At 70.5% G+C, this 16,284-nt stretch carries 17 protein-coding genes and 1 tRNA gene; 14 read left to right on the forward strand and 4 right to left on the reverse strand.

The window, feature by feature from the left end; all coding sequences use genetic code 11:
* Positions 1 to 44: 44 nt before the first annotated feature.
* Complete coding sequence (locus ABN611_RS23185) at positions 45 to 578, forward strand: helix-turn-helix domain-containing protein (protein ID WP_350274318.1); 534 nt, start codon at positions 45 to 47, stop codon at positions 576 to 578.
* On the opposite strand, the gene ABN611_RS23190 is transcribed toward ABN611_RS23185, so the two are convergent.
* The 3 genes from ABN611_RS23190 to ABN611_RS23200 are packed head-to-tail and all read right to left on the reverse strand — an operon-like array spanning position 564 to position 3,744.
* On the reverse strand, positions 564 to 1,757 hold the full coding sequence (locus ABN611_RS23190; protein WP_350274319.1) for a cyclopropane-fatty-acyl-phospholipid synthase family protein: 1,194 nt from the start codon (positions 1,755 to 1,757) through the stop codon (positions 564 to 566). The genes ABN611_RS23185 and ABN611_RS23190 overlap by 15 nt on opposite strands.
* The gene (locus ABN611_RS23195) at positions 1,754 to 2,488 is read right to left on the reverse strand and encodes a DUF1365 domain-containing protein (protein WP_350274320.1); all 735 of its coding nucleotides are present in this window, start codon (positions 2,486 to 2,488) and stop codon (positions 1,754 to 1,756) included. Before ABN611_RS23195 ends, ABN611_RS23190 begins: the two co-directional genes overlap by 4 nt.
* Positions 2,485 to 3,744, reverse strand: a complete 1,260-nt coding sequence (locus ABN611_RS23200) for an FAD-dependent oxidoreductase (protein WP_350274321.1) — start codon at positions 3,742 to 3,744, stop codon at positions 2,485 to 2,487. Before ABN611_RS23200 ends, ABN611_RS23195 begins: the two co-directional genes overlap by 4 nt.
* A gap of 94 nt (positions 3,745 to 3,838) precedes the next feature.
* Here ABN611_RS23200 and ABN611_RS23205 point away from each other — a divergent pair, with 94 nt between their 5' ends.
* From ABN611_RS23205 to ABN611_RS23220, 4 genes are read left to right on the forward strand one after another with little or no spacing between them, the layout of a single operon-like run.
* Entirely contained in the window at positions 3,839 to 4,705 is an 867-nt protein-coding gene (locus ABN611_RS23205; RefSeq protein WP_350274322.1) for a cobalamin B12-binding domain-containing protein, read from the forward strand.
* A complete protein-coding gene (locus ABN611_RS23210) occupies positions 4,702 to 6,174 on the forward strand; it encodes an SDR family oxidoreductase (protein ID WP_350274323.1) in 1,473 nt (490 codons plus the stop codon). The genes ABN611_RS23205 and ABN611_RS23210 overlap by 4 nt, the downstream gene beginning before the upstream one ends.
* The gene (locus ABN611_RS23215; RefSeq protein WP_350274324.1) at positions 6,171 to 6,608 is read left to right on the forward strand and encodes an SRPBCC family protein; all 438 of its coding nucleotides are present in this window, start codon (positions 6,171 to 6,173) and stop codon (positions 6,606 to 6,608) included. Before ABN611_RS23210 ends, ABN611_RS23215 begins: the two co-directional genes overlap by 4 nt.
* Entirely contained in the window at positions 6,605 to 7,531 is a 927-nt protein-coding gene (locus tag ABN611_RS23220) for an SDR family NAD(P)-dependent oxidoreductase (protein WP_350274325.1), read from the forward strand. The genes ABN611_RS23215 and ABN611_RS23220 overlap by 4 nt, the downstream gene beginning before the upstream one ends.
* A 221-nt stretch (positions 7,532 to 7,752) precedes the next feature.
* On the opposite strand, the gene ABN611_RS23225 is transcribed toward ABN611_RS23220, so the two are convergent.
* Positions 7,753 to 7,824, reverse strand: a tRNA-Arg gene (locus ABN611_RS23225).
* Positions 7,825 to 8,133: 309 nt separating this feature from the next.
* On the opposite strand from ABN611_RS23225, the gene ABN611_RS23230 reads away from it, so the two are divergent.
* From ABN611_RS23230 to thrB, 9 genes are all read left to right on the forward strand, one after another.
* On the forward strand, positions 8,134 to 8,319 hold the full coding sequence (locus ABN611_RS23230) for a PspC domain-containing protein (RefSeq protein ID WP_350274326.1): 186 nt from the start codon (positions 8,134 to 8,136) through the stop codon (positions 8,317 to 8,319).
* A 44-nt stretch (positions 8,320 to 8,363) separates the two neighbouring features.
* Positions 8,364 to 8,894, forward strand: a complete 531-nt coding sequence (locus ABN611_RS23235) for a hypothetical protein (protein ID WP_350274327.1) — start codon at positions 8,364 to 8,366, stop codon at positions 8,892 to 8,894.
* Between the two features lie 55 nt (positions 8,895 to 8,949).
* A complete protein-coding gene (locus tag ABN611_RS23240; RefSeq protein ID WP_350274328.1) occupies positions 8,950 to 9,195 on the forward strand; it encodes an Arc family DNA-binding protein in 246 nt (81 codons plus the stop codon).
* Positions 9,195 to 9,608 (forward strand): type II toxin-antitoxin system VapC family toxin, encoded by a 414-nt coding sequence (locus tag ABN611_RS23245; RefSeq protein ID WP_350274329.1) that lies wholly within the window; start codon positions 9,195 to 9,197, stop codon positions 9,606 to 9,608. Before ABN611_RS23240 ends, ABN611_RS23245 begins: the two co-directional genes overlap by 1 nt.
* 63 nt (positions 9,609 to 9,671) lie before the next feature.
* Complete coding sequence (gene argS / locus ABN611_RS23250; RefSeq protein WP_350274330.1) at positions 9,672 to 11,330, forward strand: arginine--tRNA ligase; 1,659 nt, start codon at positions 9,672 to 9,674, stop codon at positions 11,328 to 11,330.
* Positions 11,327 to 12,733 carry a diaminopimelate decarboxylase gene (lysA, locus tag ABN611_RS23255; protein ID WP_350274331.1) on the forward strand — a complete coding sequence of 469 codons (1,407 nt, stop codon included), beginning with the start codon at positions 11,327 to 11,329 and terminating at the stop codon, positions 12,731 to 12,733. Before argS ends, lysA begins: the two co-directional genes overlap by 4 nt.
* Positions 12,730 to 14,025, forward strand: a complete 1,296-nt coding sequence (locus ABN611_RS23260; RefSeq protein ID WP_350274332.1) for a homoserine dehydrogenase — start codon at positions 12,730 to 12,732, stop codon at positions 14,023 to 14,025. Before lysA ends, ABN611_RS23260 begins: the two co-directional genes overlap by 4 nt.
* 4 nt (positions 14,026 to 14,029) lie before the next feature.
* Positions 14,030 to 15,094 (forward strand): threonine synthase, encoded by a 1,065-nt coding sequence (gene thrC / locus ABN611_RS23265; RefSeq protein ID WP_350274333.1) that lies wholly within the window; start codon positions 14,030 to 14,032, stop codon positions 15,092 to 15,094.
* A gap of 9 nt (positions 15,095 to 15,103) precedes the next feature.
* On the forward strand, positions 15,104 to 16,111 hold the full coding sequence (gene thrB, locus ABN611_RS23270) for a homoserine kinase (RefSeq protein WP_350274334.1): 1,008 nt from the start codon (positions 15,104 to 15,106) through the stop codon (positions 16,109 to 16,111).
* Positions 16,112 to 16,284 lie beyond the last annotated feature (173 nt).

Raw genomic sequence — 16,284 nt, forward strand, 5'->3', positions numbered from 1 at the left:
ATTGGTATCAATAGGTACCCTGAAAGAACCCTGATGGAGAGCCGATGGAGGAGTCGCAGACCCCGGTGCTGGACGTCCTGCTGCACCCGGTCCGCTGGCGCATCGTGCAGCGCGTCCTGGGCCGCGAGCTGACCACCACGGACCTGAAGCGCGACCTGCCCGACGTACCCACGACCACCCTCTACCGGCACGTCGCCGCCCTGATCGACGCCGGCTACCTGACCGTGGTCCGCGAACGAAAAGTCCGCGGCACCACGGAACGCACCCTCACCCTCGACCAGACGAAGGTCGGCCGGATCGACGAGCGCGAAGCCCGCGCGATGACCCCCGAGCAGCACCGCCAGGCCTTCCTGATGCTCCTCACCCGCCTGGCCGCCGACTTCGACCGCGTCATCGACACCGGCGACCTCTACCCCCGCCTACACCAACTCGGCTACTCCCAACTGGCCCTCTACCTCGACGACCACGACATGACCACCTTCCGCCAAGCCTTCGCCGACCTGGTCGCCCCCTACCTAGCCGAGTCCCCCGGCAAGGACCGCATCGTCATGTCCGTGTTCTCACTACCGGACAGCTGAAGGACGGCGAGTGAGACGGAGCTGGGCGACGTCGAGGTAGCCGGAGGCGAAGCCGGACTCGCTGTAGGCGAGGTAGTACTCCCACGTTCTCCGGAACTTCTCGTCGAAGCCCTCCGCTCGGACGGCCGGCCAGTTGGCGGTGAATCGGCGTCGCCAGCGGCGGAGTGTCTCCGCGTAGTCCTGGCCGAATCGGTAGTCGTCGTCGACCGTCAAGGTGGTGTGCCGCGCGACGGTTTCGTCGATCGCGGTCCGGGATGGGATGAGGCCGCCGGGGAAGATGTACTTCTGGATCCAGCTGTACGAACGCCGCGTGGCGAGCATCCGGTCGTGGTCCATCAGGATCGCCTGCACCGCGATCCGCCCGCCCGGTGCGAGCAGCCGGTCCAGCGTCCGGAAGTAGTCCGGCCAGTACTCCTCGCCGACTGCTTCGATCATCTCCACGCTGACCACGGCGTCGTACGAACCGGTCACCGCCCGGTAGTCCTGGAGCCGGAGGTCGACGCGGTCGGCCAGTCCGGCGCCGGCGACGCGCTTCCCGGCCAGCTGCAGCTGCTCGGTCGACAACGTGATTCCGGTGACGTGCGCACCACGGCGAGCCGCGGCGATCGCCAGCGTGCCCCAACCCGTTCCGATCTCCAGCACGCGACTGCCCGGGCCCACGGCGGCCAGGTCGAGGATCCGCTCGACCTTCCGGTCCTGCGCCGCCTCGAGATCCTGGGCGGCCAACGGTACGTCGGGATCGAACAACGCCGAGCTGTACGTCATCCCGGGGTCCAGGAACGCGCCGAACAAGGCGTTGCTCAGGTCGTAGTGCGCGCTGATGTTGTCGCGGGCGCCGGCCGGTGTGTTGCGGTGGCGTCGCGGGACCCGCCGGTCGACGAGCCGCCGGAACCGCAGGAGCGTGGGCGGCACGAGGTGCGCGACGCGCTCGGCGAACGGCGTCAGCAGCTCGCCCAGGTCGGTGCCGTCGGCCGTCGTCCAGTCACCGGCCTGGTAGGCCTCGCCGAGTCCGATCTTCGGGTTCCGGGCGAGCCGCTCGAACATCGCGTCCGGACGGACGATCCGCAGCACCGGTGCGCCCGGCCCACCGCCACCGCGCACCGTGCCGTCCGGGTAGACCGCGCGTACGGCGACCTGGTCGAGGAGCCGGTCGACGACCAGCCGGGCGACCCACCTCATCGGAGACCTTCCTGGAGTTCGTGCTTCGGGCGCTGCACGACGGGCAGCCGGCGGGCCCAGAGCCAGAGGCCGTGCAGCCGGATGAGCGCCGACACGCGTTGCGGCATGAGCGGCATCCGGACCGCGGTTGCGAGGACTGCTCGACGCGTGGCCGGTCGTGGTACGCCGTCGAAGCTCGCGGCGAAGACCGTCCGGGCGCCGCGGGACAGCCGAACCTGGACGCGCACCCGCTCGCTGTCCAGGTGGAACTGCAGTTCGTAGGCGCCCGAGACGTCGTTGAACGGCGAGACGTAGAACTCCTTCGCCGCCTCGGCGCTGCCGTCCTTGTCCGGCGTCAACAGGTACACATGCCGCTCGCCGTACGTGTTGTGCACCTCCGCGACGACGTACGGGCTGTCGACGCACCAGAAGACGGTCAGCGGATCGAAGACGTGACCGAACACCCGGGCGTTCGCGAGCATCAGGACGCGCCCGTCGTACTCGATGCCCCGGCCGGCGAGGTAGCGGCGCAGACCGGCCTTGATCGTCGGGCCGCGGCCGCCGAGATGGTCCCGCGCGTCGAAGCCGGCCAGCGGACGCAGGTACCACGGCATCCTCGGTACGTCGTCCAGGTCGATCAGCCACTGGTACACCCGGTGCCGGAACGCGTGCCGGATCGGGACGGATCGCCCGTGCCGGACGGAGCCGGTGACGATCGCCGGGAGTGTGGGGAGCGCACCGGCGACCGTCACCAGCGGACCCCGAAGGACTCGGCGGCCGCAACGCCGGAGCGGCAACCGTCCTCGTGGAACCCCCAGCCGTGATACGCCCCTGCGAACGCGATCCGGCCGGAGCCGAGGGTCGCCAGGCTGCTCTGCGCGGCGACTGCCTCCGGGGTGTAGATGGGGTGCCGGTAGTCCATCCGGGCGATCACCCGCGCCGGATCGACGGCCTCGGCACCGTTCAGCGTGACCAGGTAGGTCTCATCGGTCTCCAGGCCCTGCAGCTTGTTCATCCAGTACGTCGTCAGCGGCGCGCCGGGCCGGATGACGTGGTTCCACGCGGCCCGGGCGCGCTTCGTTGCCGGAAGCAATGAAGTGTCCGTGTGCAGCAGCGTCGCGTTGCGGCTGTACCCGAACGATCCGAGCACGGTCTTCTCCTCGGGGGAGGCGTCCGCGAGCAGCTCGACGGCCTGGTCCGCGTGGGTGGCCAGGACCACCCGGCCGAAGTCGCTGGTGTTGCCGTCGGCAACGGTCACCGCGACACCGTCGGGATGTCGTCGCACCGAACGCACCGGCAGGCCGGTCCGGACATCGCCACCCACCCGGCCGATCCGGCCGGCGACGGCGTCGACGTACGTCCGGGAGCCGCCCGCGACGGTCAGCCAGCGCGGCGAGCCCCCGACGGAGAGCATGCCGTGGTGGTCGAGGAACCGGAACAGGTACCTGGCCGGGTACGTCAGCGCCGAACCGCCGCCGCACGACCACACGCACGACACGACGGGTACGGCGTACAGCCGGGTGAAGGCCGCGCTGAACCGCTCGGCGTCGAGGAACTCGCCGAGCGTCGCGACGTCGTCGTCGCCGGTCCTTGCGACGTACCGTGCGGCGCTGCGGTGGAAGCGCCGTACCTCCGCGAGCAGCCCGAGGAACCGCGGATCGACGAGCCGCCGGCGCTGAGCGAAGATCCCGGTCGCGCCGCGGCCGCCCGCGAACTCCAGGCCGCTCGCCGGATCGCTGATGCTCATGCTCATCTCGGTGGGCCGGGTCCGGATGCCCAGCTCGGCGAACAGCTTCCGCAGCAGGGGGTAGGTGCGGGTGTTGTGCACGATGAAGCCGGTGTCGACCGCCAGCCGGCGCCCGGCCGGATCGGTGACATCGTGCGTGTGCGCGTGCCCGCCGAGCCGCGGCTCGGCGTCGAACAGCGTGACGTCGTAGCGCCGGGCGAGCAGGTAGGCGGCCGTCAGGCCGGAGATGCCGGCGCCGATCACAGCCACGGACTCGGTCATGGTCAGGCCTCCAGGCTGCCTAAGGTTTGTCTAGAGATTAGGCACGAAGTCTTGCTTTCGTCAAAGGTCTGTCTAGATTCTGTATAGTGTGCTCATGGAGACTTCGGTGCCGGGCGGTCTGCGGATCGGTGCGTTGAGCAAGCGCGCCGGTGTCAGCGAGCACGTCCTCCGGGCCTGGGAGAGCCGCTACGGCCTGCTGTCCCCGAGCCGGTCGGCGGGCGGCTTCCGGCTGTACTCCGACGCCGACCTGCGCCGGGTCCAGCGGATGCGGGCGTACCTGGCCGACGGGCTGTCCGCCGCGGAGGCGGCCCGTGCTGTGCTGGCCGAGTCCGATCGGACGCTGCCGGCCCCGCTTCCAGGCGCGGGCAGTGCGACGGAGCTGCGGGCCGCTCTGGACGACCTCGACGAGCGGGCAGCGCACGCCGTACTGGACCAGCTGTTCGGCGCGCTGAGCGTCGAGGCCGTCATCCGCGACGTGCTGATGCCTTACCTGCACGAGCTGGGCGACCGCTGGGAGCACGGCGAGGTGACCGTCGGCCAGGAGCATTTCGCCAGCAACGTGGTCAGGTCTCGCCTCGCCGCGCTGTCGACGGGCTGGGGCGCCGGCCACGGACCGCGGGCCCTGCTCGCCTGTCCGCCCGGTGAACTGCACGACATCGCCTTGCTGTCGTTCGGTCTGGTGCTGCGCCGGTCGGGGTGGCGGGTCGTGTTCCTCGGCGCCGACTCGCCGATGGCCGACGTCGAGCGGACCGCGGGCGCGCTGGGACCCGAGCTCGTCATGCTGGCTGCCGCGGATCGCGCGCGCTTCGACGCGATCCGTCCCGATCTCGTCCGGGTCGCGCAGGGCCGCTCTCTCGCGCTGGCCGGGGCCGGTGCGTCCACGGAGCTCGCCGCCGCGGTCGGAGCGCAGTACGTCGATCTCGACCCGGTCTCCGCGGCGCAGCGATTGGCCGAGCGATGACCCGCGTCCTGGTCACCGGAGCCACGGGCTACATCGGCGGGCGGCTGGTCCCCGAGCTGCTGGCCGCCGGATACGCCGTTCGCGTCCTGGCGCGGCACCCGGAGCGGCTCGACACCCGCCCGTGGCGGTCGCGGATCGAGGTCGTGGCCGGCGACGCGTCCGATCCGGCCGCGCTGACGAGAGCGCTGGACTGCGTCGACGTCACGTACTACCTGATCCACTCGATGGGCTCCGGACGGCGCTTCGAGGTCCGTGACCGGCGTACCGCGTTGGCGTTCGGGACCGCCTGCCGCGAATCCGGTGTGGGGCGGATCGTGTATCTCGGCGGGCTGCATCCGGACGACGAGGACCTATCGCCGCACCTCGGATCCCGCCGCGAGGTGGGGGAGATCCTGCTGGCGAGCGGTGTCCCGACCGCCGTACTCCGGGCCGCGGTGATCATCGGCTCCGGCTCGGCGTCGTTCGAGATGCTGCGCTACCTCACCGAACGGCTCCCGGTGATGGTGACGCCGCGCTGGCTGGACACACGGATCCAGCCGATCGCGGTCCGCGACGTACTGCGCTACCTGGTCGGCTCCGCACAGCTGCCGGCCGACGTGAACCGTGGCTTCGACATCGGCGGTCCGGACGTGCTGACGTACCGCGCGATGATGCAGCGGTATGCGGCCGTCGCGGGACTGCGCCCGCGGCGGATCATGACCGTGCCACTGCTGACGCCCGGCCTGTCGAGCCATTGGGTCGGTCTCGTCACGCCGGTGCCGAGCGGTATCGCCCGCCCGCTCGTCGACAGCCTGGTCCACGAGGTGGTCTGCAAAGAGCACGACATCGACCAGTACGTCGCACCGCGGCCTGAGGGCGGCATCGGGTTCGACCGGGCTGTCGAGCTCGCGCTGAAGAAGGTGCACGACCTGGACGTCAGCACGTCGTGGGCATCGGCCTCGACGCCGGGCGCACCGAGCGATCCACTGCCGGGCGATCCGGACTGGGCGGGCGGCTCGCTGTACGTCGACGAGCGCGACTGCACCGTCGACGCGCCGCCGGAACACCTCTGGAAGGTGATCGAGGGCATCGGCGGCCGCCGCGGCTGGTACTCGTGGCGGCTCGGCTGGTGGACCCGCGGCCTGCTCGACCGCATCGTCGGTGGCCCCGGGCTGCGCCGCGGCCGGCTGCATCCCGACACCTTGGCGGTGGGTGACCCGCTGGACTGGTGGCGGGTCGAGACGCTGGAGCGTGGCCGGCTGCTCCGGCTGCGCGCCGAGATGCGACTGCCCGGCCAGGCGTGGCTCGAGTTGCGGGCCGGCACCGACGGGAACGGTCGCACACTGTTCCGGCAGCGCGCACTGTTCCATCCGCGCGGCCTGCCGGGGGAGCTGTACTGGGCGGCCGTCCGCCCGTTCCACGACGTCGTCTTCGGCGGGATGCAGCGCAACATCGCGCACGCCGCCGAACGAACGGAGGAGAACCCATGATCGTCATCGAACGCGAAGTCACGGTTGCCGCCGACATCGAGCGAGTCTTCGGCTACCTCGCGGACTTCCGCACCACGGAGGAGTGGGATCCCGGCACCGTCCGCACCACCCTCGTCGCGGGCGACGGCGGGCCCGGTACGACGTACCACAACACCTCTCGCTTCAACGGCCGCGAGACCGAACTCACCTATGTGGTCGAGGAACGGTCCCACCCCGACCGAATCGTCCTCCGCGGCGAGAACCGCACGGTCGTCGCCCGCGACACCATGACCTTCCACGCCGAACCCCACGGCACCCGCGTCAGCTACCGAGCGGAGTTCCGACTGAAGGGCCTCGCCCGGCTCGCCGAACCGTTCCTGCGCGGCTCCTTCGACCGGCTCGGCGAAGAGGCCGAACAAGGCCTCCGCAACGCCCTGAGCAAACTGACCGCATGAGCGGGTTCCTGGACACCCTCCTGGACCGCACGGTCGTCTTGGGCTACACGCGGATCGGCTACCGCATCCGGAGCCGTCACTGGCCCGTCGACGACCCGGCGCCCCACGCGCTGGCCGGCAAGACCGCCGTAGTCACCGGAGCCCGCTCCGGACTCGGCAAGGCGACGGCCGCGGGCCTCGCGCGCCTGGGTGCGACAGTCCGGCTCGTGGTCCGCGACGCGGACCGGGCCGCCACCACACTCGCCGACCTGCGCCGCGAGCAACCCGAGGCGGAGTTCGTCCTCGACGAGTGCGACATCGCCGACCTGGACGCCGTCCGCCGCTACGCCGCCGGCCTGACGGGCCCCGTCCACGCGTTGATCCACAACGCCGGCGTCATGCCGAAACGCCGTACCGAGTCGCCCCAAGGCCACGAACTGACCCTGGCCACGCACGTCCTCGGCCCGCTCCTCCTGACCGAACTACTCCGCCCCAACCTCACCGAAGGCCGCGTCATCCTGGTCGCCTCCGGAGGCATGTACACCCAACCCCTACCCGCCGACCCGGAATACCGCGACACCCCCTACCGCGGCGCCACCGCCTACGCCCGCACCAAACGCATCCAGATAGCCCTGACACCTCTGTTGGCAGCCCACCTGGCCCCCACCTTCGTAGCCACCATGCACCCCGGCTGGTCCCAAACCCCCGGCCTGGCCAGATCCCTTCCCACCTTCACCAAACTCACCAAGCCCCTCCTACGCACCCCCACCCAAGCAACCGACACCACCCTCTGGCTGACCGCCACCACCCCCACACCCCCCACCGGCACCTTCTGGCACGACCGCCACCCCCGCCCACCCCACTACTCCCGAAAAACCCGGACTCCCACCGAATCCACCCAAGCCACCTGGACCTACTGCACCACCGCAGCAGGCATCCCCTGACCCCCAGCCCCGCCACGATCAACTCGTGCGAGCGAAGCGAAGCGGCCCCACCGCAGGACGCGCGGAGCATCGACCGCCACGCCGCCTCCACCCCACACCACCTCCGGCGGGGGCCGGGGGCGAAGCCCCTCCGGCCGGGGTCTGGGGGCTCGGCCCCCAGAAAGCACGAAGGGCGATCCAAGCCGACGCTTTCCGTCGACACAGATCGCCCAGGTCGTCCGCGCCCCCGGCAGGATTCGAACCTGCGCACCCGCCTCCGGAGGGCGGTGCTCTATCCCCTGAGCTACGGGGGCTCAGGAACGTGCAGAACAGTAGCAGGAAGTTCACCGAAACCCCGAATCGGGGCACCACCCCGCAAGTCGCCCGCGGTACGCCCATGACACGGCAACGCCCGCACCCGGGCAACTGCCCGATCCGGGGAGGATCCTCATCCCGAATCGGGCAGAGATCCTCCCCGACCTGGCGCTGCGGCGACGACGCCCCGTCCGTCGTCGTACGGGGGAGCCCTGAGTGGACCCTGGAACCGGGGCGCGGCGGGACCCGTTCGAGGTCGGGCACCGTCATAGTGGACGTAAGCCCAACGGTGGAAAGGAAAAGTTCTGATGGCTAGCGCTCTGGTTCGCCCCGCAAATGATCGCTGGATCGGCGGTGTCTGCGCCGGACTGGCTCGCCGGTTCGGGATCTCCGCCAACACGATGCGCCTGATCTTCGTGATCAGCTGCATCCTGCCCGGCCCGCAGTTCCTGATCTACGTCGTGCTCTGGATCCTGATGCCGTCCGAGCGCTGACCCCGGCCGCCGGCGGTCCCGGCGTACCTGGCAACCTGCTCCTCATGAGAGCAGGCAGGTGGCGCCGGGGTGCCGGGACGGCGGCGGTCCTGCTCCTCACCAGCAGCGTGGTCGGCGGGTGTCAGGTAGGCCCCGCCCCACCGGCCGCCGCGGAACTCCGGACCGCGGCGCCGCCCTGGGACGCGCCCCGGGACGCGGTCTCGTACATCGACAAGGCGGGCTTCGAACGGCTCCCGCTCGACTTCTCCGGCCCGTCGCCGTACACCTTGAAGATCACAGTCACCGTCGACGGCGAGCCGGTCCAGGTCCCGTCCGGCATCGGCGTCGACAAGCTCCGCGCCGAACAGGCCGCCGTCCACACCCACACCACCGACGGCGTGGTCTGGGTCGAGGCCAAAACCGCCGACGAGAAACCGAGCCTCGCTCAGTTCTTCACCCTCTGGGGAGTCCGGTACGACGCCACCTGCCTGGCCGACGCCTGCACAGACCTGAAAGTCACGGTCAACGGCGAGCCGGCACCGTGGAACACCCCGTTGACGCCGGACAGTCGCATTGCCGTCGCCATACGTCACTGAACGAATGCAATCAATGCTACGATTTCTGCTATCACCGAGGGCAAGGGAGATCGGTATGGCGGCAATCACTGTGCGAAGTCTCGATGACGAGGTGAAGCAGCGGCTGCGGGTCCGGGCGGCGAAGCACGGCCGCTCGATGGAGGCCGAGGTGCGGGAGATCCTGGTCGACGCTGTGGCCGACGAAGAGGAGCCGAAGAGCTGGCTGCTCCTGCTGCACGAGCGCTGTGCGGCGATCGGCGGGGTCGAGTTGGACATTCCGCCGCGGACCGGCGGGCACCGCCCGGTGGTGGAGTTCGACTGATGATCGTTCTCGACACCAACGTCGTCTCCGAAGTCATGAAGACCTCCCCGGATGCCGCGGTGTGGCAGTGGCTGCACCGCAATCTGGGGAAGGAGCTGTGCATCACCGCGATCACCGTTGCCGAGATTCACGACGGCATCGAGCGGATGCCGACCGGCCGGCGGCGCAAACAGGTGCGCGAAGCGGCGGACGTGCCGTTCTCCTTCGCGGAGCCCGATGCCTTGTCCTTCACCGCGGAAGCTGCGATGGCCTATTCGGTGGTGATGCGCGACCGGCGCCGGGCCGGACTGCCGATCGAACCCTTGGACGCGCAGATCGCGGCGATCTGTCTCGTGGAGCAGGCGGCACTCGCGACCCGGAACACCGAGGACTTCGCCCGCACCGGTGTCGAACTGATCAACCCCTGGGAGTGACTGCCGTACCGGGCTGTGGATGGTGAGTCAAGGGTTTGGGGGTGGGGCCATTAGGCTGATCCGGTGACTCCGGAACAGCTCGCTGAGAAGATCCTGCAGGCCCTGGCCGCGCTCGCCGACGACGGCGCCCTTGCCGTCGAGGGTGGGCTGCCGCGCGAGCTGAAGGTCGAGCGGCCCAAGAACCCCGAGCACGGGGACTACGCCACCAACGTCGCCATGCAGCTCGGCAAGCGCGCCGGGCTGAACCCGCGGCAGTTCGCCGAGCTGCTCGCGGAGCAGCTCCGCGGTGACGACGCGATCACCGCGGTCGACATCGCCGGGCCCGGCTTCATCAACATCAAGGTCGCGGCCGATGCCCAGGGCAAGGTCGCGCAGGCGATCGTGGAGGCCGGCGAGAAGTACGGCACCAGCGACAGCCTGCAGGGCCGGACGATCAACCTCGAGTTCATCTCGGCGAACCCGACTGGTCCGCTGCACCTGGGCCACACCCGCTGGGCCGCGGTCGGCGACGCGCTGGCCCGGGTGCTGTCCGCGGCGGGCGCGAGCGTGACCCGCGAGTTCTACATCAACGACCGCGGCAACCAGATGGACAAGTTCGGCGCCAGCCTGCAGGCGGCCGCCCGCGGGCACAAGATCCCCGAGGACGGGTACCACGGCGAGTACATCATCGAGCTCGCCCAGCGGATCGTCGCCGAGGTCCCGGACATCCTGTCGCTGCCCGAGGACGAGCAGCTGATCGCGTTCCGCGAGGCCGGGTACGAGCGCCAGCTCAAGGAGCAGCAGGAGCAGCTCGAGCACTTCCGGACCAAGTTCGACGTCTGGTTCTCCGAGCGCAGCCTGCACGAGCAGCGCGGCGTACCGCACGCGATCCAGAAGCTCCGTGACCAGGGTCACCTGTACGACGCCGACGACGCGCTGTGGATGCGGACCACGGACTTCACCGACGACAAAGACCGGGTGCTGATCCGCTCCAACGGCGAGCCGACGTACTTCGCCTCCGACGCGGCGTACTACGTGAACAAGCGCGAACGCGGCTTCGAGACGTGTGTCTACCTGCTCGGCGCCGACCACCACGGGTACGTGAACCGGCTGAAGGCGATCGCGGCCTGCGCCGGCGACGACCCCGAGCACAACATCGAGATCCTGATCGGCCAACTGGTGAAGATCCTCAAGGGCGGCGAGGAGATGCGGCTGTCCAAGCGGGCCGGCACCATCGTCACGCTCGCCGAGCTGGTCGAGGAGGGCGGCGTCGACGGCCTGCGCTACACGCTCTGCCGCTACCCGGCCGACTCCCCGCTGACGCTGGACATCGAGGAAATGACCCGCCAGGCCAGCGAGAACCCGGTGTACTACGTGCAGTACGCGCACGCCCGGCTCGCGTCGATCCTGCGCAACGCCGACGAGCTCGGCATCAAGCTGGACGAGTTCGACCCCGGCCTGCTGAACCACGAGCGCGAGGGCGACCTGCTGCGCGCGCTGGCCGAGTTCCCGCGTGTCGTCGCGACCGCCGCCGAGCTGCGCGAGCCGCACCGGATCGCGCGGTACCTCGAGGACACCGCGTCCGCGTTCCACAAGTTCTACGACAGCTGCCGCGTGCTGCCGCGCGGCGACGAGGAGGTGGAGCCGGTGCACAAGGCTCGTCTCACCCTGGTCTCCGCGACCCGGACCGTGCTCGCCAACGGGCTCGACCTGCTCGGCGTCTCCGCACCGGAGCGGATGTGAGGGCGCACGAGGCGGGCGCGCTGCACGCCGACATCGGCCACCGGGCCCCGGCCTGGCTGCGCGCCCCGCGTGACCCCAACGAGCTCGTCACCGCGCTGTGGTCGCAGACCGCGAAGAAGAACGGCGACGGCGCCCTCGAGGTCGGCGGCGTGGACCTGCGCGACCTGGTCGCCGAGCACGGCAGCCCGGCGTACGTCCTGGACGAGGACGACTTCCGCGCCCGGGCCCGCGCGTTCAAGCATGCGTTCAAGGACTTCGACGTCTACTACGCCGGCAAGGCCTTCCTCTGTACGACGGTCGTGCGCTGGGTCATGGAGGAGGGGCTGAACCTCGACATCTGCAGCGGGGGAGAGCTGGCCGTGGCGCTCCGCGCCGGCGCCGACCCGAAGCGACTGGGCTTCCACGGCAACAACAAGTCGGAGTCCGAGCTGGCCCGTGCGCTCGACGCCGGCATCGGCCGGATCATTGTCGACTCGCAGCACGAGATCACCCGGCTGATCGCGCTGGCCGCCGAGCGCGGCGTGGTCGCCCCGGTGATGATCCGGGTCACCGCGGGCGTCGAGGCGCACACCCACGAGTACATCGCGACCGCGCACGAGGACCAGAAGTTCGGCTTCTCGATCACCTCCGGCGCGGCCTTCGAAGCCGTTGCCCGGGTCAACGAAGCGCCCGAGCTGGAGCTGCTCGGCCTGCACTCGCACATCGGCTCGCAGATCTTCGACTCGTCCGGGTTCGAGGTCGCGGCGAAGCGCGTGATCGCCTTGCACGCAAGGGTTTCCGACGAGCTCGGCGTCGACATGCCGGAGCTCGACCTGGGCGGCGGCTTCGGGATCGCGTACACCACCCAGGACGATCCGTCGGACCCGGCGCAGCTCGCGACCGAGATGGGCAAGATCGTCGAGCACGAGTGCCACGCGCACGACATCGAGGTGCCGAAGGTGTCGATCGAGCCCGGCCGCGCGATCGTCGGCCCGGCGGTCTGCACGGTGTACTCGGTCGGCACCGTCAAGGAGGTCGAGCTGGACGCCGGCGCCGCCCGGACGTACGTGTCGGTCGACGGCGGGATCAGCGACAACATCCGCGCCGCGCTCTACGACGCCGACTACTCCTGCACGCTCGCCAACCGGTACTCCGAGACGCCGCCGACGCTGGCCCGCGTGGTCGGCAAGCACTGTGAGGCTGGCGACATCGTCGTGAAGGACGAGTTCCTGCCCGCCGACGTCCGGCCGGGCGACCTGGTCGCCGTCCCCGGGACCGGCGCGTACTGCCGGTCGATGGCGAGCAACTACAACCACGTGCCGCGGCCACCGGTGATCGCGGTCAAGGACGGCCGGACGCGTGTCGTCGTACGCCGTGAGACCGAGGACGACCTGCTCGCCCTGGACATGGGGGTTGCCGAATGAACGACGCCAAACCTCTCAAGGTGGGCCTGCTCGGTTGCGGAGTGGTCGGCACCGAGGTGGTGCGGATCCTGACCGAGCAGGCGGACCATCTCGCGGCCCGCGTCGGCGCCCGGCTGGAGATCGCCGGGATCGCCGTCCGACGGCCCGGCCGGGCGCGCGACATCGCGGTCGACCCGGACCTGATCACCACCGACGCGCACGCGCTGGTCTCCCGGGACGACCTGGACCTGGTGATCGAGGTGATCGGCGGCCTCGAGCCCGCGCGCGGCCTGATCCTGACCGCGCTCGAGCACGGCGCCTCGGTCGTCACGGCGAACAAGGCGCTGCTCGCCGAGGACGGGCCGACGCTGTTCGCGGCCGCGGAGAAGTACCAGCGCGACCTGTACTTCGAGGCGGCGGTGGCCGGCGCGATCCCGATCCTGCGGCCGCTGCGCGAGTCGCTCGCCGGTGACGACGTGGTCCGGGTGATGGGCATCGTCAACGGCACCACGAACTACATCCTCGACAAGATGGACACCACCGGCGCCGGCTTCGACGAGGCGCTCGAGGAGGCCCAGGCGCTCGGGTACGCCGAGGCCGACCCGACCGCGGACATCGAGGGCTTCGACGCGGCGGCGAAGGCCGCGCTGCTGGCCAGCCTGGCGTTCCACACCCGGGTCTCGATCGCCGACGTGCACCGCGAGGGCATCACCGAGGTGACCGCGACCGACATCGCCTCGGCCCGTGAGATGGGCTGCGTGGTGAAGTCGCTGGCGATCTGCGAGCTCGACGAGACCACCGACTCGGTGAGCGCCCGGGTGTACCCGGCGATGATCCCGGTCACCCACCCGCTGGCCAATGTCCGGGACGCGTACAACGCCGTTTTCGTGGAAAGCAAGGCAGCCGGGCGGCTGATGTTCTATGGTCGTGGTGCCGGCGGCGCCCCGACGGCCAGTGCCGTCCTCGGGGATCTGGTGTCCGCCGCGCGCAACCGGCTCAAGGGTGTGCCGGGGGTCGGCGAGTCGTCGTACACCCAACGGGCCGTGCGGCCGATGGGCGACGCGATGACCCGCTACCACGTGTCCCTGGACGTGGCCGACAAGGCCGGTGTGCTGGCGGCGGTGGCCCAGGCCTTCTCGGAGCACGACGTGTCGATCCAGACCGTCCGCCAGGAGGGCCGGGGCAGTGACGCCCAGCTGGTGGTGGTCACCCACACCGCGACCGACGCCGCGTTGTCCGCGACCGTGGAGTCCTTGCGGGACATGGACATCGTCCGTGAAGTCAGCAGTGTGATGCGGGTAGAAGGCGAGTAACACAATGGTTCACCAGTGGCGCGGCGTGATCGAGGAGTACAGAGACCGGCTTCCCGTCTCGGCGGACACGCCGGTGGTCACGCTCGGCGAGGGCGGGACGCCGCTGGTGGCCGCGCAGTGGCTGAGCGAGCAGACCGGCTGCGAGGTCTGGCTCAAGGTCGAGGGCAACAACCCGACCGGCTCGTTCAAGGACCGCGGCATGACGGTGGCGATCTCGCTCGCCGCGCAGGCCGGTGACAAGGCCGTCGTCTGCGCCTCGACCGGCAACACCTCGGCCTCGGCGGCGGCGTACGCCGTCCGCGCCGGGATGCTGCCGCTGGTGGTGATCCCGGCGGGCCGGATCGCGAAGGGCAAGCTGGCCCAGGCCGTCGTGCATGGCGCCAAGCTGGTGCAGATCGACGGCGGGTTCGACGACTGCCTGCGGATCGTCCGCGAGCTCGGCAAGAACTACCCGGTCGCGCTGGTGAACTCGGTCAACCCGGTCCGCCTCGAAGGGCAGAAGACCGCGTCGTTCGAGGTCTGCGACGCGCTCGGTGACGCGCCCGACCTGCACCTGCTGCCGGTCGGCAACGCGGGCAACATCGCGGCGTACTGGAAGGGATACCAGGAGTACGCCAAGGACAAGCTGGCCACCCGGACGCCGCGGATGTGGGGCTTCCAGGCCGAGGGCGCGGCGCCGATCGTGCGCGGCGCGATCGTCGAGAAGCCGGAGACCGCCGCCACCGCGATCCGGGTCGGGAACCCGGCGTCCTGGACGCTGGCCGAGGCCGCGCGGGACGAGTCGGGCGGGCGGATCGAGCTCGTCACCGACCAGCAGATCCTCGACGCGCAGCGTGAACTCGCGGCCCGGGAGGGTGTGTTCGTCGAGCCGGCGTCGGCGGCCGGCGTGGCCGGTCTGCTGCACGCCAAGGCGCAGGGCTGGTTGCCGGGCGGTTCGACCGTGGTGATCACCGTCACCGGCCACGGCCTGAAGGACATCGACACCGCGCTGTCCCACGTGACCGTCGACGAGACCCCGGTCACGCCCGCCGACACCGACGCGGTCGCCCGCGTCGCCGGCCTCGCCTGAGGAGCCGTGGTGGGAGACGACAGGAACGAGTCCGCATCGGCGCAGGGCAGTGGGCGGCGGCCGTGTGACCAGGTGCGGGTGCGGGTGCCCGCGACGAGTGCCAATCTGGGGCCCGGGTTCGACGCGTTCGGGTTGGCGTTGACGTTGTACGACGACCTGGTGGTGACGCCGTGCGGGTCGGGCGTGACCGTGCAGGTGTCCGGCTGCGGTGAAGGCGAAGTACCGCTGGACGAGTCGCATCTGGTGGTCCGGGCGATCCGCGCCGGGCTCGAGGCGCTGGGCGCGGAGGTGCCCGGGTTCACGTTGCGCTGCGAGAACCGGATCCCGCACGGCCGTGGTCTCGGTTCGTCGTCGGCGGCGATCGTCGGCGGCCTCGCGGCGGCGTACGCGCTGGCCGGCGAGCCGCTCGACCGGGACCGCCTCGTCGTCCTGGCGAACGAGATCGAGGGTCACCCCGACAACGTCGCCGCGGCGGCACTCGGCGGGTTCACGATCGCTTGGACGGAAGGCGAAACCGGCCGCGCGGTGCGGCTGGACCCGGCGGACGGACTGGCCGCGGTCGCGTACGTACCCGACAACCGCGTGCTGACCAAGGAGGCGCGCGGGCTGCTGCCGGGCGTTGTTTCCCACACCGACGCGGCGGCCAACGCCGGGAAGGCGGCGTTGCTCGTCGCGGCGCTGACCGGGCGGCCGGAACTGCTGCTGACCGCGACCGAGGACCGGCTGCACCAGGAGTACCGCGAGCCTGCGATGCCGGAGAGCCTCGCGCTGGTGCACAAGTTGCGCGGCAGCGGGCTGCCCGCGATCGTCAGCGGCGCCGGCCCGACGGTCGCCGTACTCGGCGGTCACTTGGGTGAATCCGCAGGTCGGAGCGCTGCCGGCGACGGCGCGCAGGCGGCCGCCGGAGGCCGGAACGCGGTGTTCCGCGGTACGCCGGAGGCTCCGGACGGCTGGACGAAGTACGAACTGGGGATCGATCCAGTCGGCGTACAGGTCTGGTCGCTGGAAGCCGGCTGACAGTCCTGCCTCCGGGGGAATGCCGGTCCGCTGACACGCGTTGTACCCCGTGAGTCGGCAGAAGGACCTGTAGTGGTGCTAGTCTCGACTCACCCGATCCCCTCCAGGTGATCGGTGTGCTCTCGTCACGATCCGGGCTGTGCTCCCGGCACCCTGTGTTGTGTGGCGACCCT

It is taken from the genome of Kribbella sp. HUAS MG21 (assembly GCF_040254265.1).
Lineage (GTDB): Bacteria > Actinomycetota > Actinomycetes > Propionibacteriales > Kribbellaceae > Kribbella.

What these genes read in the sequence shown, in the direction of transcription:
- ABN611_RS23205 (WP_350274322.1), top strand. Translation starts at nt 3,839, where the DNA reads ATGGAGACTTCGGTGCCGGGCGGTCTGCGGATCGGTGCGTTGAGCAAG.
- ABN611_RS23235 (WP_350274327.1), top strand. Translation starts at nt 8,364, where the DNA reads ATGAGAGCAGGCAGGTGGCGCCGGGGTGCCGGGACGGCGGCGGTCCTG.
- ABN611_RS23200 (WP_350274321.1), bottom strand. Translation starts at nt 3,744, where the DNA reads ATGACCGAGTCCGTGGCTGTGATCGGCGCCGGCATCTCCGGCCTGACG.
- thrC (WP_350274333.1), top strand. Translation starts at nt 14,030, where the DNA reads ATGGTTCACCAGTGGCGCGGCGTGATCGAGGAGTACAGAGACCGGCTT.
- ABN611_RS23210 (WP_350274323.1), top strand. Translation starts at nt 4,702, where the DNA reads ATGACCCGCGTCCTGGTCACCGGAGCCACGGGCTACATCGGCGGGCGG.
- ABN611_RS23260 (WP_350274332.1), top strand. Translation starts at nt 12,730, where the DNA reads ATGAACGACGCCAAACCTCTCAAGGTGGGCCTGCTCGGTTGCGGAGTG.
- ABN611_RS23190 (WP_350274319.1), bottom strand. Translation starts at nt 1,757, where the DNA reads ATGAGGTGGGTCGCCCGGCTGGTCGTCGACCGGCTCCTCGACCAGGTC.
- ABN611_RS23245 (WP_350274329.1), top strand. Translation starts at nt 9,195, where the DNA reads ATGATCGTTCTCGACACCAACGTCGTCTCCGAAGTCATGAAGACCTCC.
- ABN611_RS23230 (WP_350274326.1), top strand. Translation starts at nt 8,134, where the DNA reads ATGGCTAGCGCTCTGGTTCGCCCCGCAAATGATCGCTGGATCGGCGGT.
- ABN611_RS23240 (WP_350274328.1), top strand. Translation starts at nt 8,950, where the DNA reads ATGGCGGCAATCACTGTGCGAAGTCTCGATGACGAGGTGAAGCAGCGG.
- ABN611_RS23215 (WP_350274324.1), top strand. Translation starts at nt 6,171, where the DNA reads ATGATCGTCATCGAACGCGAAGTCACGGTTGCCGCCGACATCGAGCGA.
- ABN611_RS23185 (WP_350274318.1), top strand. Translation starts at nt 45, where the DNA reads ATGGAGGAGTCGCAGACCCCGGTGCTGGACGTCCTGCTGCACCCGGTC.
- ABN611_RS23220 (WP_350274325.1), top strand. Translation starts at nt 6,605, where the DNA reads ATGAGCGGGTTCCTGGACACCCTCCTGGACCGCACGGTCGTCTTGGGC.